The sequence below is a fragment of the Streptomyces sp. NPDC060028 genome (assembly GCF_042736725.1).
Classification (GTDB): Bacteria; Actinomycetota; Actinomycetes; order Streptomycetales; family Streptomycetaceae; genus Streptomyces.
This window is the reverse complement of sequence record NZ_JBHWVJ010000032.1, coordinates 1-20,678: the sequence shown is the minus strand read 5'-3', so window position 1 is coordinate 20,678 and position 20,678 is coordinate 1. Positions and strand designations below refer to the sequence as shown.

15 protein-coding genes and 1 pseudogene are annotated in these 20,678 nt (G+C 69.4%); 7 read left to right on the top strand and 9 right to left on the bottom strand.

Annotated elements, in window-relative coordinates; genetic code table 11:
• Window positions 1-267: 267 nt before the first annotated feature.
• The 3 genes from ACFWBF_RS17930 (at window position 268) to ACFWBF_RS17920 (ending at window position 3,881) form a co-directional block, all read left to right on the top strand.
• Complete coding sequence (locus ACFWBF_RS17930; protein ID WP_385602243.1) at window positions 268-2,256, top strand: NAD-binding lipoprotein; 1,989 nt, start codon at window positions 268-270, stop codon at window positions 2,254-2,256.
• Window positions 2,257-2,504: 248 nt separating this feature from the next.
• Window positions 2,505-3,275, top strand: a complete 771-nt coding sequence (locus ACFWBF_RS17925) for an alpha/beta hydrolase (protein WP_385602240.1) — start codon at window positions 2,505-2,507, stop codon at window positions 3,273-3,275.
• Window positions 3,276-3,491: 216 nt separating this feature from the next.
• Entirely contained in the window at window positions 3,492-3,881 is a 390-nt protein-coding gene (locus ACFWBF_RS17920) for a hypothetical protein (protein WP_385602238.1), read from the top strand.
• On the opposite strand, the gene ACFWBF_RS17915 is transcribed toward ACFWBF_RS17920, so the two are convergent.
• The 4 genes and pseudogenes from ACFWBF_RS17915 to ACFWBF_RS17900 form a co-directional block, all read right to left on the bottom strand.
• Complete coding sequence (locus ACFWBF_RS17915; protein WP_385602439.1) at window positions 3,781-4,980, bottom strand: hypothetical protein; 1,200 nt, start codon at window positions 4,978-4,980, stop codon at window positions 3,781-3,783. The two genes, ACFWBF_RS17920 and ACFWBF_RS17915, sit on opposite strands and share 101 nt — an antisense overlap.
• A gap of 165 nt (window positions 4,981-5,145) precedes the next feature.
• Window positions 5,146-5,654, bottom strand: a pseudogene (locus ACFWBF_RS17910) (Tn3 family transposase); the annotation flags it as partial.
• 297 nt (window positions 5,655-5,951) lie between these two features.
• Complete coding sequence (locus ACFWBF_RS17905; protein ID WP_385602235.1) at window positions 5,952-6,125, bottom strand: CsbD family protein; 174 nt, start codon at window positions 6,123-6,125, stop codon at window positions 5,952-5,954.
• 83 nt (window positions 6,126-6,208) lie between these two features.
• Window positions 6,209-7,003 carry a hypothetical protein gene (locus ACFWBF_RS17900; RefSeq protein WP_385602232.1) on the bottom strand — a complete coding sequence of 265 codons (795 nt, stop codon included), beginning with the start codon at window positions 7,001-7,003 and terminating at the stop codon, window positions 6,209-6,211.
• A 678-nt stretch (window positions 7,004-7,681) separates the two neighbouring features.
• Here ACFWBF_RS17900 and ACFWBF_RS17895 point away from each other — a divergent pair.
• Both ACFWBF_RS17895 and ACFWBF_RS17890 read left to right on the top strand, forming a co-directional pair.
• Window positions 7,682-7,867, top strand: coding sequence for a hypothetical protein (locus ACFWBF_RS17895; RefSeq protein ID WP_385602230.1), 186 nt, complete (start codon window positions 7,682-7,684; stop codon window positions 7,865-7,867).
• Window positions 7,868-8,094: 227 nt separating this feature from the next.
• Window positions 8,095-10,965, top strand: coding sequence for an AAA family ATPase (locus ACFWBF_RS17890; RefSeq protein ID WP_385602228.1), 2,871 nt, complete (start codon window positions 8,095-8,097; stop codon window positions 10,963-10,965).
• Between the two features lie 22 nt (window positions 10,966-10,987).
• On the opposite strand, the gene ACFWBF_RS17885 is transcribed toward ACFWBF_RS17890, so the two are convergent.
• From ACFWBF_RS17885 to ACFWBF_RS17870, 4 genes are all read right to left on the bottom strand, one after another.
• Entirely contained in the window at window positions 10,988-12,517 is a 1,530-nt protein-coding gene (locus tag ACFWBF_RS17885; RefSeq protein WP_385602225.1) for a TolB family protein, read from the bottom strand.
• A gap of 263 nt (window positions 12,518-12,780) precedes the next feature.
• Window positions 12,781-14,754, bottom strand: coding sequence for a flavin monoamine oxidase family protein (locus ACFWBF_RS17880; protein ID WP_385602430.1), 1,974 nt, complete (start codon window positions 14,752-14,754; stop codon window positions 12,781-12,783).
• Between the two features lie 244 nt (window positions 14,755-14,998).
• The gene (locus ACFWBF_RS17875) at window positions 14,999-16,789 is read right to left on the bottom strand and encodes an SsgA family sporulation/cell division regulator (protein WP_385602223.1); all 1,791 of its coding nucleotides are present in this window, start codon (window positions 16,787-16,789) and stop codon (window positions 14,999-15,001) included.
• Window positions 16,786-17,637 carry a hypothetical protein gene (locus ACFWBF_RS17870; protein WP_385602221.1) on the bottom strand — a complete coding sequence of 284 codons (852 nt, stop codon included), beginning with the start codon at window positions 17,635-17,637 and terminating at the stop codon, window positions 16,786-16,788. Before ACFWBF_RS17870 ends, ACFWBF_RS17875 begins: the two co-directional genes overlap by 4 nt.
• A gap of 219 nt (window positions 17,638-17,856) precedes the next feature.
• On the opposite strand from ACFWBF_RS17870, the gene ACFWBF_RS17865 reads away from it, so the two are divergent.
• Entirely contained in the window at window positions 17,857-18,048 is a 192-nt protein-coding gene (locus ACFWBF_RS17865; protein WP_385602218.1) for a hypothetical protein, read from the top strand.
• A gap of 974 nt (window positions 18,049-19,022) precedes the next feature.
• On the opposite strand, the gene ACFWBF_RS17860 is transcribed toward ACFWBF_RS17865, so the two are convergent.
• Complete coding sequence (locus ACFWBF_RS17860) at window positions 19,023-19,973, bottom strand: phosphotransferase family protein (RefSeq protein ID WP_385602216.1); 951 nt, start codon at window positions 19,971-19,973, stop codon at window positions 19,023-19,025.
• Between the two features lie 322 nt (window positions 19,974-20,295).
• On the opposite strand from ACFWBF_RS17860, the gene ACFWBF_RS17855 reads away from it, so the two are divergent.
• Window positions 20,296-20,433: a hypothetical protein gene (locus ACFWBF_RS17855; protein ID WP_385602214.1), complete on the top strand. Its 138-nt coding sequence runs from the start codon at window positions 20,296-20,298 to the stop codon at window positions 20,431-20,433.
• Window positions 20,434-20,678: the final 245 nt, after the last annotated feature.

Below are 20,678 nucleotides of genomic sequence, written 5' to 3'. Positions count from 1 at the left end.
AATCGGCGCTGATGGCGGTCGACTCCCCCGCCTCAACACTTGCGACCGCATCAGCCTGCGGGTACGACCGTGCCTCGCCGGTCGAGCGCCACGCGGGGCCGACCGCGTCGCCCCCGGGCCAGGTCCGGTCCGTGGTGGGTGCGTTCATACCTCTGGGTGAGGCCGGTGGAGTCCGAGGGGGGCGGATGCCGAGAACTGCCTAGGGTGTCTCCTGGAGTGGCGGGCAGTCGCTCCGATCGGCATGTCGACTCATGTACGGGAGCTTGTGTGGCGCAGCAGCACACGACGTCACTCCGGCTCCGCCTCCGGTACCGGTTCGACCATCTCGTCTCGGGGGGAACGACCGCGCTCATCGGCTGGCTCGCCCTGGCCTGCCTCGCCGTCGTCATCCCGGCGAGCATGGTCCTCGTCTGGTCCGACCGGGCCGCACCGGCCACGCTCGCCGGCCGGCTCACGGCCGTGTGGGTCAGCGCCGGCCAGACGCTGAAGATCGGGGGTGCGGTCGGCTCCCCGCTCTACGTGCTGGCCTCCGTTTCGCTCGCGCTGGTGGCGCTGCTCTTCGTGTCGACCCTGGTCAGTTTGATCACCACGGGCATCAACCAGCGCATCTTGTCGCTGCGCCTCGGGCACTCCACCGTGGTGGAGACGCGGCACACCGTCGTCTTGGGATGGTCGGACCAGGTCTTTCCCGTCATCGGGGAGCTGGTGGCCGCCAACGCGAACCAGCGCCGCTCCGCCATCGCCGTGCTCGCCCCGCAGGACAAGGTGTGGATGGAGGACGAGATCACCACCCGCGTCGGCGACATCGGCCGGACGCGCATCATCTGCCGCAACGGGAGCACCACCGATCCCTCCGAGCTGTGCCGGGTGAGTCCGCGAACGGCCAAGGCGGTGCTGGTGCTGCCTCCCACCGGGGACACCGGTGACGTCCAGGTGGTGAAGACCCTGCTCGCCCTCGACGCGGCCGGCCCCGGCGCGGGTGAGGGGGAAGCGGTGGTGGTCGCCGCCGTCCGTGACTCCCGCAGCCACTTGACCGCCAGGCTGGCCGCCGGGCCCACGGGGCACGTCCTGTGCGTCGATGACATCGTGGCCCGGCTCCTCGTTCAGACCGCCCGGCAGCCCGGCCTCTCCCTCGTCTACTCGGAGTTGCTGGATTTCGAGGGCGACGAGTTCTACCCGGTCGCCGCCGGGGGCCTCGTGGGGCATGCGTTCGGCGAGGCTCTGCTGGCGTTCGCCACGTCCTCGGCGGTCGGCCTGCTGCACGCCGACGGGAGCGTCACCCTCAATCCGGACCCGGGGGCGGAGATCGGCCCCGCCGACCGGATCATCGTCATCTCCCAGGACGACGACACGGCCGTACGGGCGGACGTGGCCGCCCATGTCGACGAGGACGCGATCGTGACGGCCGGGCCCGGTCTCGCCCAGGCCGAACGCCTCCTCCTGCTCGGCTGGAACCGCCGCGCCCCGCTCGTCATCGAGCAGCTCGACCAGTACGTGAGCCCGGGAACCAGCCTGGATGTCGTGGCGCTCGGCGAGTACGCGGCCACGCCCGGCGCCCGCGCCGTCACGGAAACGCTGTCCCGCCTCGAAGTCTCCTTCCGCGAGGGGGACATCACCGACCCGCGCACCCTGGCCAAGCTCGACGTGACCTCGTACCACAGTGTGATCGTGATCGGTGAGACGGAGCCCTGGGTCTCAGCCTCGGCCTCGGCCTCAGCCTCGGTCTCAGCCTCCGCCTCAAACGCGTCGCCCGTCGCCTCCCTCGCTCCGGTGGTGACGGATCCGGAGGCGCGGGCTGACGACAGGACTCTGGTCGCCTTGTTGCACCTGCGGGCCATCGGGGCCGCCGCGCAGCGGGAACTCGCCCTCACCACCGAGATGTCCGACGACGGCAACCGGCTCCTCGCACCCGCCCGGGAAGGCGCCGACTTCATCGTGAGCGGCAGGCTGATCAGCCTTCTGATGACCCAGATCTCGGAGAGCCCGTACCTCGCCGAGGTCTTCGAGGAGCTGTTCAAGGCGGAGGGCCACGAGTTCCACCTCAAGCCGGCCACGGACTACGTCCGGGCCGGTCAGGAGGTCTCGTTCGCCACCGCCGTCGAGTCGGCGCGGCGGCGCCGGGAATGCGCGGTCGGATACCGGCTGCGCGCGCGGAGCGCCACGGGCCCCGACTACGGGCTCCGGATCAACCCTGACAAGCGGCAGAAGGTCCGGTTCTCCGAGGGGGACTGGCTGATCGTGCTCGCCGAGAGCTGACGGGCGCCGCCGGGGCGGCCGCTACCGGAACCAGGGCCTGTCTGGAGTTGTGATCAGTGGTGGGAAAAGGGTTGGACGGGATGATGCTCGGGCTTGTAGTTTGCAGCTGACCGTGACGCCGCCCGAGGAGGTGAGACCCATGAACGCTGTATCGATGTGGGTGCTCCCCCTTGCCGTCACGGCCGGCGATTGACGTAGGTGTCGCCGGGAGCGCCTCGACAACAAGGCACTCCCGAAAGGCAACACCTATGCACTCTCACTCTCTGCAGTTCACCGCCGAGTCGTCGTCGAACGGCATGGTCGAACGTGACTTCACCGTGGGCGACATCCCCGGAGTTCTCTGGTCGCCGGCCTCCGCTGCCGATCGCGCGCCCCTGATCCTGATCGGCCACGACGGCGCCAAGCACAAGAAGCACCCGGCGATGACGGGCCGCGCCCACCTTCTCGTGAACAACGGCGGCTTCCATGTCGCCGTCATCGACGCGCCCGGTCACGGCGACCGACCGCGCACCGCGCACGACGAGCAAGAGCGGGCCGCGCTGTCCGCGGCGTGGGCGGCGGGCGAGCCGGTAAGCCCGATCGTCGTGCGCTACAACGCGCATGTGGCGGAGCTCGTCCTGCCCGAGTGGCGGGCGACCCTGGACGCACTCCAGGAGCTTCCGGAGATCGGCACCGGCGGGCCGGTCGGCTACTTCGGCGTCAGGATGGGCACCGCGATCGGAGTGCCGCTCGTGGCGATCGAGCCCAGGATCACGGCTGCGGTCTTCGGTCTGCACTGGTCCGACGCCCTGGTCGAGACGGCGAAGGAGATCACCATCCCGATCGAGTTCGCCATGCAGTGGGACGACGAGCACAACCCGCGCGAGGCCAGCCTCGCACTGTTCGACGCCTTCGCCTCGAAGGAGAAGACCTTGCACGCCAACGCGGGCAAGCAGGGCGAGCTGCCCAGATTCGAGGCTGACAGCGCGGTCCGGTTCTTCGCCCGGCACTTCGGCCAGGCAGCCACCTCGCTGGTCTGACGTGAGCGGTAGCGGCGTCCGGCTTCCCAGCCGGGCGCCGCTACCGCGGCCCCGGGGTGAGGGCGACCATTCCCTCCATCAGCGCGCCGAACACACCGACGTCGCGCCAGACACGGCGCCGGGACTGGTAGGCCCGCATGTTCAGGGGTCGCGTATTCGCCGTAGCTGTCGGCCGATCGTCACCCTGTGTCGGTGCTCTGCGGCATGATGATCGGCATGGACACCGAGATACTGATCGACGTCTGGCAGCGGCTTCTCGCCGACCCTCGCAAGTCGTGGGTGCTGTTCGAGCATGGCACTTGTGTCGTGCTGACCGCTCCGGACGGGGAGCTTGCTGAACAGGCAACCGACCTCCTGAAGAAGTTCGGCCCGGCGCATGCTGGATCTTCGGCGGGAGACTTCGGGGTGATCGACGTCAAGGATGTCGAGGGATGGGTCGTCACGGGGCATCACAACGACGTCCTTACCTATGTCGGCTCCGATGAGCCTCAGGATCAGTCGCAGATCACTGTCGGGCTGTTCGGACGTTCCAAGCGCCACCGCGACGGCACCGAGCTTCACGTCGTCCACGTTGAGGACAAGCGAGATTCAGCGGCCCCAGCGTAAGCAGCCGCACTTCACCGCTGGTGGTCGCCTGGGGCGTATCGGCTCCAGGTCCCGCCGGCTTCGGTGACCAGGCGGGGGTGGCGGTCTTGTCGTGATAGCCGAGTGCCTTCGCGATGACGGGGGCTGGGGCTTGGAGGACGAGTTGACGAATCGCGGAGGCCCTGCCGCGCTGCGGAGGGACGCCGATATCACGCAGGTGGACTTGGAGGCTGACCGGGTTCATGGGCTGTCCCGGCTGGCGGCCGGGGAAGAGCCACTTTGAGCTCCTGCTGCTGGCGTAGGGCAGGTGTTGCCGGGACTGGATGTAGGCCCGTATCAGGTCGGCGACGGGCTCCGGCAGCGGGGACGGCGGGTCTCCCAGCCGGACGGTGACGGTGGTCTCGTCGTCGGTGACGTCGTCGGTGGTGAGGCGGACGATACGGCTGACGGGTTGCGCGTAGAGGAGAACGAGCGCGGCGGCGACCCGGGCCCGCAGGGGCAAGGCGTCGTCGTTGAGGACCCGGCGGAGGATCGCGAGCCAGCGGTGCTGGTGCAGCGGTTCCGAATCCTGGGTGATGACCGCCGGCGGCAGTATGAGGCGGGGCATCCGGCCGGTCTTCATGCACCACCGCAGGAAGGACTGGGACGGACGGCGGGTGGCCAGGCTCTCGGTGTGCCAGGCGTCGATGTCGGCCTGCTGGCACTGCCCGATTGCACGTCCTCGGCTGGCGAGCCATGTGAGGAAGGCGCTGGCCTGGGTGACTTCCTGCTTGGTGTGGTTGGTCTGGGAGCGTCCCAGCGGTCCCTTCTCCGCCTTCGTCCGCAGGCGCCGCATCTGGCGCCAGGTGGCGAAGTGGCGGAGAAGCTGCCGGTGTCCGGGGTCTTCGATGTTGGCGAGCCGTTCGGTCAGCCAGCGCTGGTAGAGCAAGAGCTGCCGGTCGACCTGCGGGAGGACACCGCTGTCCATCAGCAGGTCACGCAGGTGAGTGACGGTTCGCCAGGGGGCCTCCTGGTGCAGCCCGTCATGGGAGAGCGGGATACTGCCCGTGGCCAGGCCCTCGAAAAGTCGGACGACGTTGGGGTTGCGCAGCCAGATGAGGCGACTCTTGGGCCGGTCCATCTCCAGCAGGATCTTGACGGTTCGCGCAGTTGCCCGGCGGCTTCCTCGCGGTCCGCCTCGCCCAGACTCTCCAGTAGGTCCTCGCACCGGGCCTGTCAGGATGCTTCCAGCCGGGTACGGACCTGGTCGGCGCCACCGGGGTCGGCGCGGTCCAGTTCGAGGGCCGACCGGTCCAATCGCTCCAGGACCTGGTTCTCTTGGCCCGTCTTGTGCCTGCATGATCTGCCCGCGCTTGCCGTGGCAGATGTCCCGGGCGAGCTTGTGGCGGGACTCCTGCACGGTGAGCTGCCGGTTCATCTGCCGCCGGTAGGTGTCATCGACCGGGTCGACCACCCGTAGCAGGTGCAGGGTCTTGGCGATCCGCCCGTACTCGGCGAACGCGGTGCCCAGCGAGGTGGGACGCCCCTCGTTGCCGAACATCCGCAGCAGGTCGTACGCCCGCACCTGCCCCCGGTGACCAGGGAGCCGACCACCCGGAGCATGTCTGGCCAGTGCGTGATCACCTTGTTCAGATTCACCTTGTGGCAGGCCAGCGGCTCCAACGGGCCGTACCCGCCGGTCTCCACCCCCAGCAGCTCCGCCCGCCAGAACCTCTGGTCGCCAGGTCGCGGCACGACCGTCTGCCCGATGCCCGCTACCTGGTCGTTCACGGCGTTGAGCCAGGTGATGTTCCGTTTGAAGTGGTACGAGGTGCGCGAGCGATGAGTACCAGCGAGAAGATCAAGGCTACGGAGGAACAGGTGGTCGGCCGCGCCGGAAAGCGCCGCACGCCGTGGGAAACCGGTCCACCGCCGCTGCTCTGGAGACGCGCGGAAAGGCCAGGCGGCTGAAGGAGGTCCCGGCGTTTGGGCCGGATCTCCTCGGTGATGTCGCTGACCGCGCCCCACGCGGCGTGGGCGGTGGGACGGACATGAACGAGGGCCGGCGGACTGTCTCCCGCCGGCCCTCGCCCCACCGACATCTCGCCCGAGTCAGTGCTTGAGCGCGTCCTTGGCCTTCTGAGCAGCTTGCTTGGCGTCACCCAGCGCCTGCTCACCCCGTCCCTCGGCCTCGAGACTCTCGTTCCCCACGGCCTTACCCGTGGTTTCCTTCATCTTGCCCTTCGTCGTCTCAGCGACGTTCTTGACCTTCTTGCCAGCGCCCATTCCTGTCACCTCCACGCCTTCCGCGTGGGCGATAAGAAGCTGCTGGCACCCCTATCCATTTCAGGCACCACTACGCATATGCCTCATCGGGTAGGGGAGTGGACCCGTCCGCCCTTGGAGAGCCCCTTGTCGCGAGTGAGGGTGGGGGTCGTCCCGGGCGGTTGCGGGTTCGCGGGGGTCCAGACGACGGGGTTGGGGCACGCGAGCCGGTCCGGCTCGCCGCGGGTCACGGGGCACGTGGTCTCGAACACCTGCCCGCCGGTGGTGACCACCTCGACGATGACCCTGTTGGAGGTCTCGGCGATGGTGATGCCGCACGGGCTGGCCGGGTAGTTGGTGGCTCCGGTGGTGAGGTCGTACCAGGTGAAGGCCGGCACCATGGGGTTGGGCGCGTTGAAGTCGTACACTCCCGCCCAGGCGGTGCCGTTGGGGGCGAGAACGGCCTTGTACTTGACCTCTGCCTCGTCCCACGAGGTGGAGATGTCGACGCACGGGCCCGCGGCTCCGGGCGGCCCGGGCGGTCCGGGAGGGCCGGCCGGGCCCCTGGCGCCTCTGCACTTGTCGCGGTCGCGCCGGTTCACGCCGCCCCGGACGCCGAGCTCTTCGTCCTCGTCGTCGGAGGCGTACTCCTCGCCGGGGTCGTATTCGTCATCGGAGTCGTAGTCGTGGTGCTCCTTGCCACCCCGGCACTTGTCGGGGTTCAGCGGCGATGCGGCTGGGGCCGAACCAGCCGCGGTGGGCGGCTCGGCGGCCGCCAGTGCGGGGCTGGTGAAGCTGATCATCAGGGCCGCCAGCGATGCGACCGCGCTGCCCGCCAGCCATCCGGCCCGCAGTGGAAGCGGGCCGAGCCGCAGTGGTGTCCTTTTTTCAGGACTCATAGGTGTGGCTCCTCGTCGAACCGAACGCAGGGATTCTGTGCCCTTGAGGGCTCGTTCGGCATGATTCGGCACCGGGCGGCGCGTGCGGTGGTGGCGCGCGGCACGATCATCATATTGGCCCACAGCGATGCTCCGAAGGGGACGGGCAAACAGTTCAGAGGATTGACGAGCCAGAAAGGTCCAGATAACGGCCTGCTCATCAGTCAGAAATTCCACTGGCATCCGGCGGAAGGTAGCCACCCGCCATCCGGGCCCATCGGGCTTCCAGAGAAACCTGACGCCGCATCCCGGAGCTCTGCTAGACGACCATGATCAATCTCAGCGCCAACCGCGGTTCGATTGGTCCCCGGGGCCGAGACAGGCCACACACTGGGCCGACTTGCGACGGACTCGGGCGGGGGTTCAGGAACCTGCACGCGAAGACGGGCACGCCAGCCGGTGCACAAAACCCACCCGCCCCGGCCCCACCCGCCCCGGCCCCGGCCGCCCGCTCGGCTCGAAACCCGGCGGCCCGCCACCCGCTACGACGTCGGGCGGGTCCTCGCCACCGGCGAGTCCTACACCCGACCCGCACACCACAAGAAGGGGACGAAGCCCCGGCGGACGATCGATGATGGGGCGTGATCACGGGAGAACGGCGAAGGCTCGGCTTCTCGGTACACCCGCGAGGGCTTGGGTGTGACCGTCACCGCCTTGATCGTGGTCGCAAGTTCCTCCGGCCTTCGATGGACCTTGATCGTTGCTGGCGCTTCCACGGCTTGGTTCCTTCTTGCGCTGGCAGTGATTCACATCGGCAGCGGCCGTAGCTGGGACGCCGCCCGGCGGGCCCATATCGCAACGTTCGGCTGGGGCAACTGGATCTGAAGGCCCTACGCTGCCCGCCCATCCACCGAAGCTGGACGATAAACAACAAGCTCAGCTCCACCAGGAGCCCGTCCGTCCGGGTGCCGCCGTCACGGAAGTACAGGTCTTGCAGCCCTTCGGCGGCGAGCTGCTGCGACTCGGCCTGTGATCGGGTAGGCCGCCGGCCGAGGGCGCGTGGGCGTCGATACCATCGCCTGGTCGCGGACGGAAAGTGAGTCGACGCCAGCATGACTGACGAAGTGAGAGGGCGGCCCGTCGGCGGATTGCCCGGCCGGGCGCGAGAAGTCGCGATCCTGCGCGCGGTGCTGGCGGGCGAAGGTGGCACCTGGTGCGTCGCGGTCACCGGCGAACCGGGGATCGGCAAGAGCCGGCTGCTGACGGAGCTGGGGAAGCTCGCGGACACAGCAGGATGGACGGTCCGCAGCGCACGCGCGGCGGAGTTCGAGTCCCACATCCCGTTCGGTGTGTTCGTCAACGCGCTCGACGACCAGCTCGCCGAGCTGGGCCCGGAGCGTCTCGCCGCCCTCGGGCAACAGCAGCTCGCACTTCTCGCGACCGTGTTCCCGGCGATTCCCGCCGCCGGCCCCGCCGACCTGGTCGACGCGGAGCGGTACCGGCTGCACCGGGCGGTTCGGGCGTTGCTGGAGCTGGTCGCCGAGCCGTCCGGGCTGGTGCTCGTCTTCGACGATCTGCACTGGGCGGACGAGGGTTCGGTCGAGCTGCTCGACCACCTTTTGCGCCACCCGCCCCAGGCGCGGCTGGTCTTGGCATTGGCGGGCAGGCCCCGGCAGACGTCGCTGCGGCTGTGGCACGCGCTGTCCCGCGCCGCGACCGACGGAGGGGCCGAACTGCTGGAACTCGCGCCACTGAGCCAAGCCGATGCCGGCCACGTCATGCCGGAAGGTCTGGGCCGTTCCCGGCGGGAAGAGCTTTACCAGGCCAGTGGCGGAAACCCGTTCTACCTGGAAGCCCTGGTGCGGGCCGGCGAGCGGGGTATCGCTGTCGGTGATACGGCGCTCCACCCCGACGGGGCGATCCCGGTGGCGGTCCACGCGGTGCTCGCCGCCGAGTTGGCCGCGCTGACCCCGCAAGAGCGGGTCGTCGCGCACGCCGCCGCGGTCGTGGGTGACGACTTCGAGGCTGACTCGCTCGCCGAAACGGCGGCAACGGACACCGGGTCCGTGCTCGCCGCGCTCGACCGGCTCGCCGAGCGTGACCTGGTGCGGCTGGACGGCGCGACCGGCCGGTTCCGCTACCGGCATCCGCTGGTGCGCAGCGTCGCCTACCAGGATGCCGGTCCCGGCTGGCGGCTTCAGGCACACGGCCGGGCCGCGTCGGCACTCCGGAGCCGGGGTGCGCCGCCGGCCGAGTTCGCCCGGCACGTGGAGCGATCCGCCGTCCGCGGTGACCTCGAGGCGGTCGCGGCGCTCACCGCGGCGGCCGAGGCGACGATGCACACCACGCCGGCGACCGCCGGGCACTTCCTGCGGGCGGCCATCCGGTTGCTCCCCGACTCGGAGTCGGCCACCCCGCAGCGCCTGATCCTGCTCGGCCGGCTGGCACACGCACTCGGAGCCACGGGCGACCTGCGGCAGGCCAGGGAAACCATGCACGAGGTGCTGCGGCTCCTGCCTGCCGAACTCACCCAGATCCGGGCACAGACAGCGCGAGCCTGTGCGACGGTGGAGCAAATTCTCGGGCGCTACACCGAGGCCAGGGCGATGCTGCACAGCGAGTGGAAACGCGTCGAAGGTGTTGACGCCCACTCGGCGGCCGTCCTGCTCGTCGCGCTCGTTGCCGGTGAAAGTGTCGAGCGCGAGCACGGACAGGACCGGGTGGCCGAGGCGATCGCCGCCGCGCGGGAAGTCGGGGATCCGATGCTGCTGGCGACGGCGTTGTCGGCCGCAACGCTCATCGACCGGCGGGCGGACCGGCTGGACGAGGCGGCCGCACTCCTGGACGCGCTGCCCGACAGCGACCTGGTCCGCGACATCGATGCGGCGTTCTGGCTGAGCTGGTCGGAAATCTCCGCCGACCGGCTCATGGCGGCGAGCCGGCACATGAGCCGTGGCCTGCAACTGGCTCGCGCAAGCAGGCAGTCCCACAAGATCGCGCTGCTGACCGCGATCCGCGGCATGGTGCATGCCTACCTCGGCGAGCTGGCGGCGGCGGCGACCTGCTTCGACGACAGCCTGGAGTCGGCGGAACTGACCGGCAGCGAGGAGCTGCGCGTCATGGCGTTGACCTTCGGGTGCTGGATCACCACCTGGCGCGGCGACCTGGCCGAGGCGATCCGCCTGGGTAAGGAGGCCATCGTCGTCGACGACCTGGCGACGGCCACGAGTTCCTGGCGCAGTGGCCAGGCCGAGGCGATGCTGGCGCAGGCGATGTTGCACTCGGGTGATCCGCACGCTTGCATCGAGCTGCTGCTCACCAGTGGCGGTGGGACCGAGCTGCCGGCGGTGGGCCTCCGTACCAGGCCGTTGGTGTACTTGATGCTCACGGAGGCGGAGGTCGCGGCCGGCCGGGTTGCCGCGGCCGCGGCATGGGCCGACCGAGCGGAGGACGCCGCCGGGCAGCTCGAGCTTCCGCTGCGCACCGCCATGGCACAGCAGGCCCGCGCGATCGCCACGCTGCCAACGGATCCGGCGGCAGCCGCACCGCTCGCTGTCGCCGCTGCCGGCACGTTCGGCCGGATCGGGGCGGCCGTGGAGGCCGGGCGGGCGCACTTGCTCGCCGCGACGGCGTTCGGCGGCAGCGGGGCGATCGACCAGGCCCGTGCGCACCTGGTGTCCGCCCGCGCGTTGTTCACCCGGTGTGACGCGCAACTGTTCCTGCCTCAGGTCGCGCGCGAGGAGCGGCGCCTGAACGCGCGCGGCCCCCGGCCCGAAAGCGGCGCCGAGCGGTTCGACTTGACCGCCCGTGAGGTCGAGATCGTCAACCTGGTCTCGGACGGCCTGACCAACCGGGACATCGGCCTCCGGCTGCATCTGAGTCCCAAGACCGTCGAAGTCCACCTGGGCCGGGCCTACGCGAAGGTCGGCGTCTCCGGTCGTGCTGCTCTGGCCGGCGTGTGGGCCGCCGCGGCGCGTGATTGAGGACGCCGCGGCAGCCGACAACTCAGTCGCCGAGACCGCGTACGTACAGGTTGAACTTCCGGCTGGTGCCGTCACCGCCCAGGTTCGTCGCGCTGGTCGTGAAAGCGACGTGGTGGCCGTCGGCCGAAATCGAGGGGCTGTAGCTGTACCCATCGCTCTGCGAGCCGTCATTGGCGACGCTGACCCTGGTCGTGGTGGCGGTCACCCGGTCTCGTACGTACACGTCCCAGCTTGAGTTGGTGTCGCCGGTCACCAGCTTGTCCTCGCCGGACACGAACGCGATGTAGCGGCCGTCGGCGGAGAGCGTCGTCCGCTCCTGGCCGGGGGTTTTGCTGTCGCTCAGGCCATCGGGGCCAAGGTTCACCTGCGTCGTCGTCCGGGTGACCCGGTCGTACAGGAAGATGTCGGTGTCGATCGGACCGCCGGTGTCGCCCGCCACCAGATTCGACGCCGTGGATTCGAACGCGACGAAGCGGCCGTCGGCCGAGATGGTCGCCGTGCGACTGGCGGAATTGCCTTCGTTGCCGTCGACACCGACGCTGATCCGGTCGGTGTACCCGGTCAGCTGATCGTGCACGAACACGTCGTCCGCGTGGTTGTTGTCGGGGAACAGGGACAGTGTCTTCGCCCCGGAGGAGAAGGCGACGTAGCGCCCGTCTGCCGAAATCGACGGCAGTTGGCTGATGTCGTCGCCCTGGCGACCGTTCGAATCGACGCTGACCCTGGTGGTCTCACCGGTCTGCCGGTCGCGCACGAAGACGTCGTGGATGTCGTTGGTGTCGCCGAACACCAGGTTCGACGCGGGAGAGTCGAACGCGACGAACCGGCCGTCGGCGGAGATCGACGAATGGAAACTCTCACTGTCGCTCTGCTCGCCGTGGCTTGCGACGCTGACCCTGGTTGTCTCACCGGTCTGCAGGTCGTGCACGAAAATGTCGCGGTAGCGGTTGGTGTCACCGGCCACCAGGTTCGTCGCGAAGGACTCGAACGCGACGTAGCGGCCGTCGGCGGAGATCGACGGATTCCGGCTCACGTTGTTGGCCTGGTTGCCCGCGGAGTCGACGCTGACCCTGGTGATGACGCCGGTCTGCCGGTCGCGCACGAACACGTCGTCCGCTCGGTTGGTGTCGCCGGCCACCAGATCCCTTGCCAGCGAAGCGAAAGCCACGTAGCGGCCGTCGGCGGAGATCGACGGCCCGCTGGCGGCGTTGCTGATCGGTGCAGTGCCTGCCGGCTTCGGTTCGGCATCCGCGGCATGCGCGACGCTGCCCGCCAGCAGCGCCGCGACGATTCCCGACGCGAGCACTGCGTTGCGGATTACGGAGAGACGTCTCATGGGTGTCCTTCTGTTCGGTTCGCCGCCACGGCAGCCAATTGCCGTGATCAGCGTTCCGTGTCGGACCGGCCGAAGCATGAGGGAACCCCCTACACCTTCGGCGTCGCGTGCTGCGCGGCGCGCGTGTGGATCTTGCACGGCACATTTCAGCGTGCCGTGCCCGATCCGGCGTTTCACGGTGAGCAACAGCCAGTGGATCGGGCCGACGAGATCCATCTGCGGTTTCCCCGGCTCACCCCGGGCTTGGCGTTCGGAGCGCGGTGGGCGCATCGGCTGTGAACCGGTCAAGGAGGCGGCCATCGGCGTGTGACGATGCAAGGACGGTCCCAAGCCTCTCCACATCCGCGTGTGGGAATGCGGGGCGTGCGGGACCGTCCTGGACCGGGACTCATCCCGGCCCAGCGCGGTGAAGCAAAAACCCGCCGAGACGGTCAGACGGCCGTGGTAGGAGTCCCCGGGCTTGGCCCGGGGAGCGGAAGTCAAGCCGTGTGTACTTCCAGGGCGGTCCGCACCGCCGATTCCAGGGCTCCCTCGATCCATGCGGGCTTGATGGAGGTGTGGCAGCCGGCGAAGTGCAGGTTGCCCTCGGCCTTGCGGACGTGGGGGAAGAGCTCGGTGTGCTGGCCGGGCAGCAGTACGGACGCCTCCCCGTAGGCGTACGGGTCGCGCATCCAGGACTGGGTGCGGCCGACGCCGGTGTAGAACACCTCGATGCGCTGCCCGAACACTTCCTGGACCCCGGCGAGGGCGCGCGGGTAGCGCTCCTCGTCGTCCAGTGAGTCCCACTTCAGGGCGTCGTCCGACCAGCTGTAGGAGGCGAGGATGACGCCGCCGGCGCTGCCTTCGACGGGGTAGGAGGGCTGGAACATGAAGCGGTTGGGGTTGTCGGTGGCCGAGCCGCCGCCGATGACGCCGGCCGCCTCGGGCTGGTCGCGGGAGACCACGCGGCTGGCGGCGTAGTGGGAGCGCTGGCCCGTGGAGATGTGGCCCTCGGGTACGGAGTCGTGGGCGCCCATCAGGGTTCCGTCCGACGGGGTCTGCCCGGTCTGGTACTTCCGGTACAGGCCGGGCTGCACGGCCTCGAGCTCGCGCTTCCAGTCGGCCTCGTCGAACTCCCACCAGCGGCGGCTGAATTCGAGCAGCACCTTGGTGGCGGCGTCGTAGTGCAGCTCGGTGACCGCGCGCCGCTTGCCGTAGGAGAGCGCGGGGGCGATGGGGATGTGGCGCAGTCCGGAGAAGGGGACGGTGATGATCGCGGTGTCTGCGGTGAAGGTCTCGCGCCGCACGGGGCTGCCGCCGCGGCCCTCGGAGACGGTTTCGACGGTGACCTTGCCCTCGCCGTGGGTGATGCGGGTGGCGCGGCGGTCGAGCCGTACGAGGTCCTTGACGCGCGCGTACAGGGCGTCGGCCAGGGTGGCGGTGCCGTCGGGCAGTTCGTAGAAGGCGGTGTCGGGGCTGATCAGCGAGGCGCCGATGAAGCTGTGCACGAAGGCGAGGTGCAGGCGGGAGGTGAGGTTCTCGACGGTTCCGATCAGGTCGATGGTCCGCTCGTCGAGCTTCGCCTCCTCCGTCAGGAAGCGATACATCGACATGTGGCCGTAGCGCTGGATGACGCGCGCCCAGCCCTCGACGAGGTCCTTGTCCTTCTTGCCCTCGATCTCCTTGCGTACGGGAGCGAAGGCGTCGCGGACGATCTGCGAGGCGGGGACGGCCTCGTACGCCTTCGGGACTCCGAAGGAACGGTTGAGCACCTGCGGGGCGCGCGCGTAGTCGGCGCGGCGGACGCGGATGCCGTTGACGTAGATCCACGTCCGGTAGGCGGGGCGGCCGGCTCCGTCCACGTCGACGAGGTGGAAGCGCCGGCGCTTGAGGCCGAGGCTGTCCATCAGTCCGGTGACCAGCGGGTGGCTGTCGGGGATGCGCATCGCGCCGGCCTCGGCGTACTGCTTCGGGTCGGCGAAGGGCTGGGGGGCGTTTTCGTGGCCGCCGGTGCGGAAGGTCTTGATCCGGCCGCCCACCCGGTTGGCGTTGGCCTCGATGACGGTGACCTGGTGGCCGGCCTCGCGCAGCAGGTGGGCGGCGGTGAGGCCGGCCGGCCCGGCGCCGACGATCAGCACCTTCTTGCCGGGGCGGCGCGAGCGGGGCAGGCCGTTCTTCAGGAGGATGTCGGAGTAGCGCGGTACGAGCGGCTGGTCCTCGTCGTCCCGTACGAGGATGGCCCGGGCGATCGTCAGGCAGGTGCCCCAGTCGGTGACCGCGGCGCCGGGGACGGCCTGCGAGGTCTCGGCGGAGGTGACGGCGACCGCCAGCCCGCCGGCTCCGGCGACGGCGGCCGCTCCGGCGATGACGGTACGGCGGGAGGGCTGGCGGGAGGGTCCGCGGGAGGGCGCCGGTGCGGGCTCGCCGGGGGCTCCGGGAACTTCAGGGGTTCCGGAGTTGGCGTCGGGATCCATGATCATGACCCAACTCTTGCCGCCCACCCGGGGCCGAAGGGCCAGAATGCGCCCGCGCAGGCAAGTACCACCCGGACGTGCGTCTCGGGCCGCCCCGTGCTGACGAACTGACGTTCGTACGGGCGGCCTTGGTGACGGCGGGGTGGTCGCTGCGCGGGACCGGGGCGGGACCCTGGGCGGGCTCGTTGGCGTCGGCTTGCAAAGTCCCGCCCGGGTTCCTCCCCGCGGGCGCGGGGAGCAGAGATCAGTCCGCGGAACCGGGCGAGGCCGCCAGCTCGTGCAGATGCTGCTCGAGCTCCGCCAGGCCGCCGGAGAGGTGCTCGTGTTCGGTGCCGAGAGCGACCATGTCCTGGGACAGCTCCAGAAACTCCGCCACATGATCCGACCGCATGAAGAGAACGGCCGTTGCTTCCGGAGAAATCAGCCGGACGTACGTGCGCTGCCCACCCTGTGCATGGTCCGGCGGGTCCGCCTCCTCCTCGCTCCACACCTGTACGTCTCCCGCGCCCGACATACCCCGGAGCCCTTCCAACAGCAGCTCTCGCGCCAGCATCCAGGCGATTCCGTCGCCGTGCCCGGGGACTTTGAACACCACTTCCACCGCATAGGGGTCCGACGGCCTGTACGTCAGCCGAGCACTGAACTGCCACTCGGAATCGTCCCCCGCCTCTCCGCACAGGTGCACGAGAATCTCTCCTCGTAGCACTTCCTCGGCTCCGTCACGTTCCCGCCGGCTCTTCAGCAGAGCCGGCCCGGCGGCCCTCGGTCCGGAGGCAGCCTCGAGCTCGGCGACGGGCTTGGCCCGCCTCACCGGCACGGCGAAGATCCGTCCCGACCGACGTTCTTCCCCTTGCCCCGGACGGTCGAGCTCGTAACGGACCGACAATTCCGCGGAGATACGCGCCCGCCATACCCTTTCCAAGCAGTGCGAGGCCGGCCCCGTCGCCTCGACGTCCTCCAGTCGCGACCTGATGGCGTCCAGTACGCCCCACCTCACCAGCGCCTCCCGGGTGGTGAACAGCCGCGCCGAGGGGTATCCGGACTCCCCCGTACCGGAAGGCCGGAGTGGCGGATGCACGCGGAAGCCCGCACGGAGCTCCCTCACCCGCCGATCCGGCAGGTCGGACAGAAGCGATGCAACAGCACGCGCCCAAAGCCATGAGACGCCTGCAAGGTCTTCCGGCCGCTCCGGGGGCTCCCCCCAGCGCACCGCCGCCGCCGCGTCACTGCGTTCGGCAAGCATCGCCGTACGCAGACAGAGCCCGAATCTACCCAGCGTTTCCGCACCGGGTTCGAGGCTGGGACGAAGCCGGGCGAGGACTCCTTGGACGACTCCTTGGACGAGGCCGTACAAGTCGTCGTCCTCCCGTCCCCGAAACTCCTCTACGGCACCCGGAAGAGCAACGGAACTCGAGCCGGTGAGCGCCGGCCGGTCGACACCGCGCCGCAGCAGCAACTCACCCATGACATCCCGCTCACCGGTAAGGGCGGCGGGCGACGACTGAACCGCCGTCAAGCCGTCCCCGGACCAGCCCTTCGAGCTACTGATCAGCAGCACACGCTTCGCCTCATCCTCCCCTGTACGACTGAGGAGATCGCGGACGATGGCGGCCATCGCCGGCGACCTCCCCACCCCGGGTGGTCCGGTCAGCACGAGGATGCCCCGGTGCATTCCGCTCAGCAGCATGGCCTGATCGTCAGCGGCTGTCACAAGGGAGGCTTGCGCCTGACGGACCGTCTCGTCGCGTACGTCCGTCTCGGGCCGCTCAACTCCCCCCGTCGCACGCGTCTCCCTCACCACGGCCACAGCCACAGGCGTAGGAGCCGAACGCGTATCGCGGGACGGGCGGGCCGCCTCTTCGATACGCCGACGTACGGCTTCCGGTACGGATCCGGATCGCAGCACGGCAGTCACCTGGGGCGCCCCCAGGCTGGAGGCCTCAAGCAGAGAGTCGAAGTCGCAGTCGAAGTCGCAGTCGTCGAAGGCGTCCGTCTTCGCGAGGTCATTGCGGGACCCCTCACGTCGAAGGCTCATCGTGCTTCCCCCTCCCCCGGCTCGAGCCGGCCTGCTCCGCTTTCGTTGATCGCATTCCTCAATCGATGGGTACGCCGTTCCAAGGCCTTGCGGGTCAGCCCCACGCGTTGCGCGGCCTGTTCCTGCGTACACCCGACGGCGTACCAGGCGAGGCTCTCAAGGGTCTTGTCGTCCTTCACCATCGGCAGGATCCGGCGGATCTCGTCGTTGGTCGCGGCGACCTGGTAGGGGTCCACGGCGCGCTGGTCGGGGATCGCGGCCATCGGATCGCCGTCCTCGTCCGTGCCTGAGCGGCGGAGTTCGGCCTGCCCGATTCTCCGGCTGTCGTACCAGGCCTTGTACACGGGGATGAAGGCGCGGATCACGGCGCCCATGTAGTAGGTGGTCAGGCTCGCCCCGCCGGCGGCGTGCCACCGGCCTTCGATCAGGCCGTACGCGCGGAAGACCGCCATCCCGTTGATGACGCTGTCCGTGGCGATCTCCAAGCGGTCGTCGGACGACCAGTCGGAGACGATCAGGTGCCTGGGCAACGGACGGCCGACGATGACGGTCCGACGGAAGATCTCGCCGGTGCCGCACCACTTGACCATGGTGGGCCATGCGTAGCCGGTGAGGCGCTCGACGACCTTGTTGTAGCGGGGGCCTTCGAACCCGTCCTTCCGAAGGATCTCGACGATCTTCGCGTCGTTCTGTACACGCCGTGCCCGCTGTGCGGCGTCCTCTTGCGCGGCCGGGTCGAGACCGTCGTCGAGGCCGTCTCCGAGACCGCCCTCGCGGTCGGACCCGGACTGCGTCACACGGAGCGAGTCGCGAACGGCGATTCCCTCGCCCTCGAGCTCAGTCGGCACATCCGCTCCCTTGCGTCCAGGCGCCCTTGACGGTCCCTCTGCATCGCCTCACGCCCTACGTCTTAGATCCGGGTGCCAAACATCCCCCCGCCCCTCTCCGTGTGATTCAGTTCACAACCCCTTCGACGGGGGAAGCGGGACTTCCGCGAGCTAAACCTCCAGCACCCGAGCATCCACGGAAGGCGTGGATGCCCCCGCTCACTGCACCTGGAGCCGACGTTGCCTCAGAACACCCCGCCGCCGTCCCTGTTGCCGCAGCGTTCGGCCGTGATCCTGCTGCTCGGCGTCCTGACCGCCGCGGCCGCCGTCGTACTCACCGTGCTGGCGGGCGGCACCCTGGCCGCCGGCCTCCTCGCGGGCGGCGGGGCGTTCGCGGCGGGAGTCCTGTTCTTCAACACGATCATCTCCTGAGGCCGCCCGGCAGAACGGCATGCACCACGGGGCGCCCCCGCGGGCGCGGGGAGCAGTAGACGTGCGCCGTCACGAGTACGGCTGGCACGGGTTCATCCCCGCGGGTGGGGCGCAGCGAGTCGAGCCGAGCTGTGACTGAATCTTGCCGGGTTCATCCCTGCGGAGCGCGGGGAGCACGCCTACGCCGACGCGTCCGACGAGCTGAAAGCGGGTTCATCCCCGGGGCGGGGAGCATATGGCGTCGCCGACCTCCGCGAAGCTGACCTTGGGTCCATCGCCGCGGGCGCGGGGAGCAGACTTGCTGACCTGCCATTTTAGGTGGGTAGAGGGCTGTTCTGAAGCACTTTCACCGAAGCCGACATTTCTGCCGAATACGCCCTGCGCGTTCAAACTCCTCCGATCCAGTGCCGCACACCCTCGCCCAGTTTCGGCGTAGGACACCACTCTTGCTTCAGGTCACGGCCGCCGGCTGGCTGCAGGGTGCCCCATCCCGCGCTGGCCCGGTACACGCGTTGACTGCGTCGTGCGCTTCGCTCCAGCAGTCGCCGTGGGTCCCGCGGGCGCCGGGTACGGCAGCGGTCTGGGAGTCGTCAGGCTGGGGCCAAGCGACTCAGGGGCGCGTGCCGCCTGTGGTCCGGGTGGCTCCCGACCTCCGGGAAAGCCCTATCGCGGGGGTGGATCCTCTTTGGCTGAGCCTTGGCTGAGCCTTGGCTGAGCCTTGGCTGAATGCGCTGTATCGCTGTAGGGGCACAGCCCTCGCCAGGCTGGCCACAGGCGGGAGCGAAGGCATCCGGCCCCCAGCGGGGCATGAGTGCGGCCACGGAAGCCTTCGGAACCTTCCTGGCCCCAAGGCCGTTCAGTGCCTGGATCGTGAGGTCCATGGCATTTCTCGGTTGTCGATGCGACACCTCCCCGGGGAGCCCTTGGGACACGCCCCGCCACGTATCCATTACCGCCCGCCGGCAGGCAGATTGCTAGCTCCAGTTCGACCGTTGCCGCAGCCAAAGGAGTGCGGCTTCGCCCTGGGCCCCCTGAAACTCGCGCAGAGTCGACAGCCCCGGTGGCGCAGCCTGGACGGACTGGTGGATGAAGTAGCCGGCGATGGCTATCAGGACGGTGGTCACGTCCTCCGGATGAGCGCCCTGAGCGTCAAGGTGGTCATCAAGAAGGCCCATCGTGTCGGGGCCGCCGCTCTGCATGATCACACTCGGACCCATGGCGACCACGTCGAACCACGGAACTCCCAAAGCTGCCCAAGGCCAGTCGACGACCATGACTTTGTCCTCGGTCAGCAGGATGTTGTCCGCCCGCAGATCCCCATGGATCAAGGCGTCACCGGCTGCGGCCGCTACCCAGCCGTCCTCCCGCTCGGCAAGGCGGCCCAGGTTGCGTCGCGCCCAGGGATCGAGCCAAGTCAGGCCATCGATGCCTTCCTCCGCCGCGGCCGACAGTCGGCGCCAGCCCTGGAATTTCTTGCTGAAGCGGTCACCGACGGTTGGTGCCTCTATCGGCGACGGGTTCAGCGACACCGACAGGTCGCTCGCCGCCGCGAGTACGCGAAGGAGCTCGTCGGGCTGCCACGGCTGCGTCGGCATCCGTCCGTCCACGTCCTCGAAGGCCAGAACCACCCATCCCTGGGCGTCCAAGGCCATCAGCAGCGGCGGCACGGGAGCCCCGGCCGGCAAGGCCGCCGTGATGCGCGCCTCGGCCCGGTGCAGGTCAGGAGTGTCGGGATTGGGTTCGGGTCCCACTGCCTTGAGGAAGACCCGCCGACCATCGGCAAGGCGTACGCGGGCAGCAACCCCGGGCGAGAAGCCCCCGGGCTGGGTCACCGCGCTCTCCACGGGGGATCCCAGGCGCGCCTCGACCAGTCGCTGCACCTCGCGGGGGACGGCCCGCCACTCCAGGCGAACGCCCGCCGCCACGGGCGGCGCTCCCGTGCTGCTCTCTGTGCTTGGACGTTGCCTCATGACCGAATGATCCAGGTGGCTTCCTCGGGGAACAACGTGATTTCCGCAGCCGGCAGCACTCGCCTGATGGCACCGGCCCGGCCGCGTACAGAGACCATGTCGACAGGGCGGGAGGACGAGCGGCCATCGCCGGTAGGGAGTCACACCGGGTCCGGCAGGTCCATGAGCGCGAGTTGGGCCGGATCGATCACAGCGGTGATCTCGGTGATGCGGCCGTCGGCGACGGTGAAGGCGAGGAGGGGGAGAGTGGGGTGCCGTCGAACGGGCCGTCCGGGGCGTGGACGGTGAACTTCACTTCGGTGTGGAGAACCTGCAGCAGCTGCTCGAACCGACCGTCGCGGGCCGCGGCCAGAAAGGCTTGGACCACCTCGCGTTGCTGTCGTCCGGCGCTCGCCGGCTGCTGGGCGGCCCCTGATGACCTCGACGGTGCCTGGGACGGGTTCATGCCCGCGCGCGGGCAGCAGAATTCGTGGGCGAAGTCTTCCAGCCACACGCCGGGGTCATCCCCACGGGTGCGGGGAGCAGCGGACGGCGAACGGATCGCCGAGGCCGGTCACGGGATCATCCCCGCGCGTGCGGGGAGCAGAGTTCCTGACCTGGGACTCTAAGGGTTGTCCCGTAAATGATCTTTGAGTTGCCCTGGGCAGGGGGCAGTCGCGC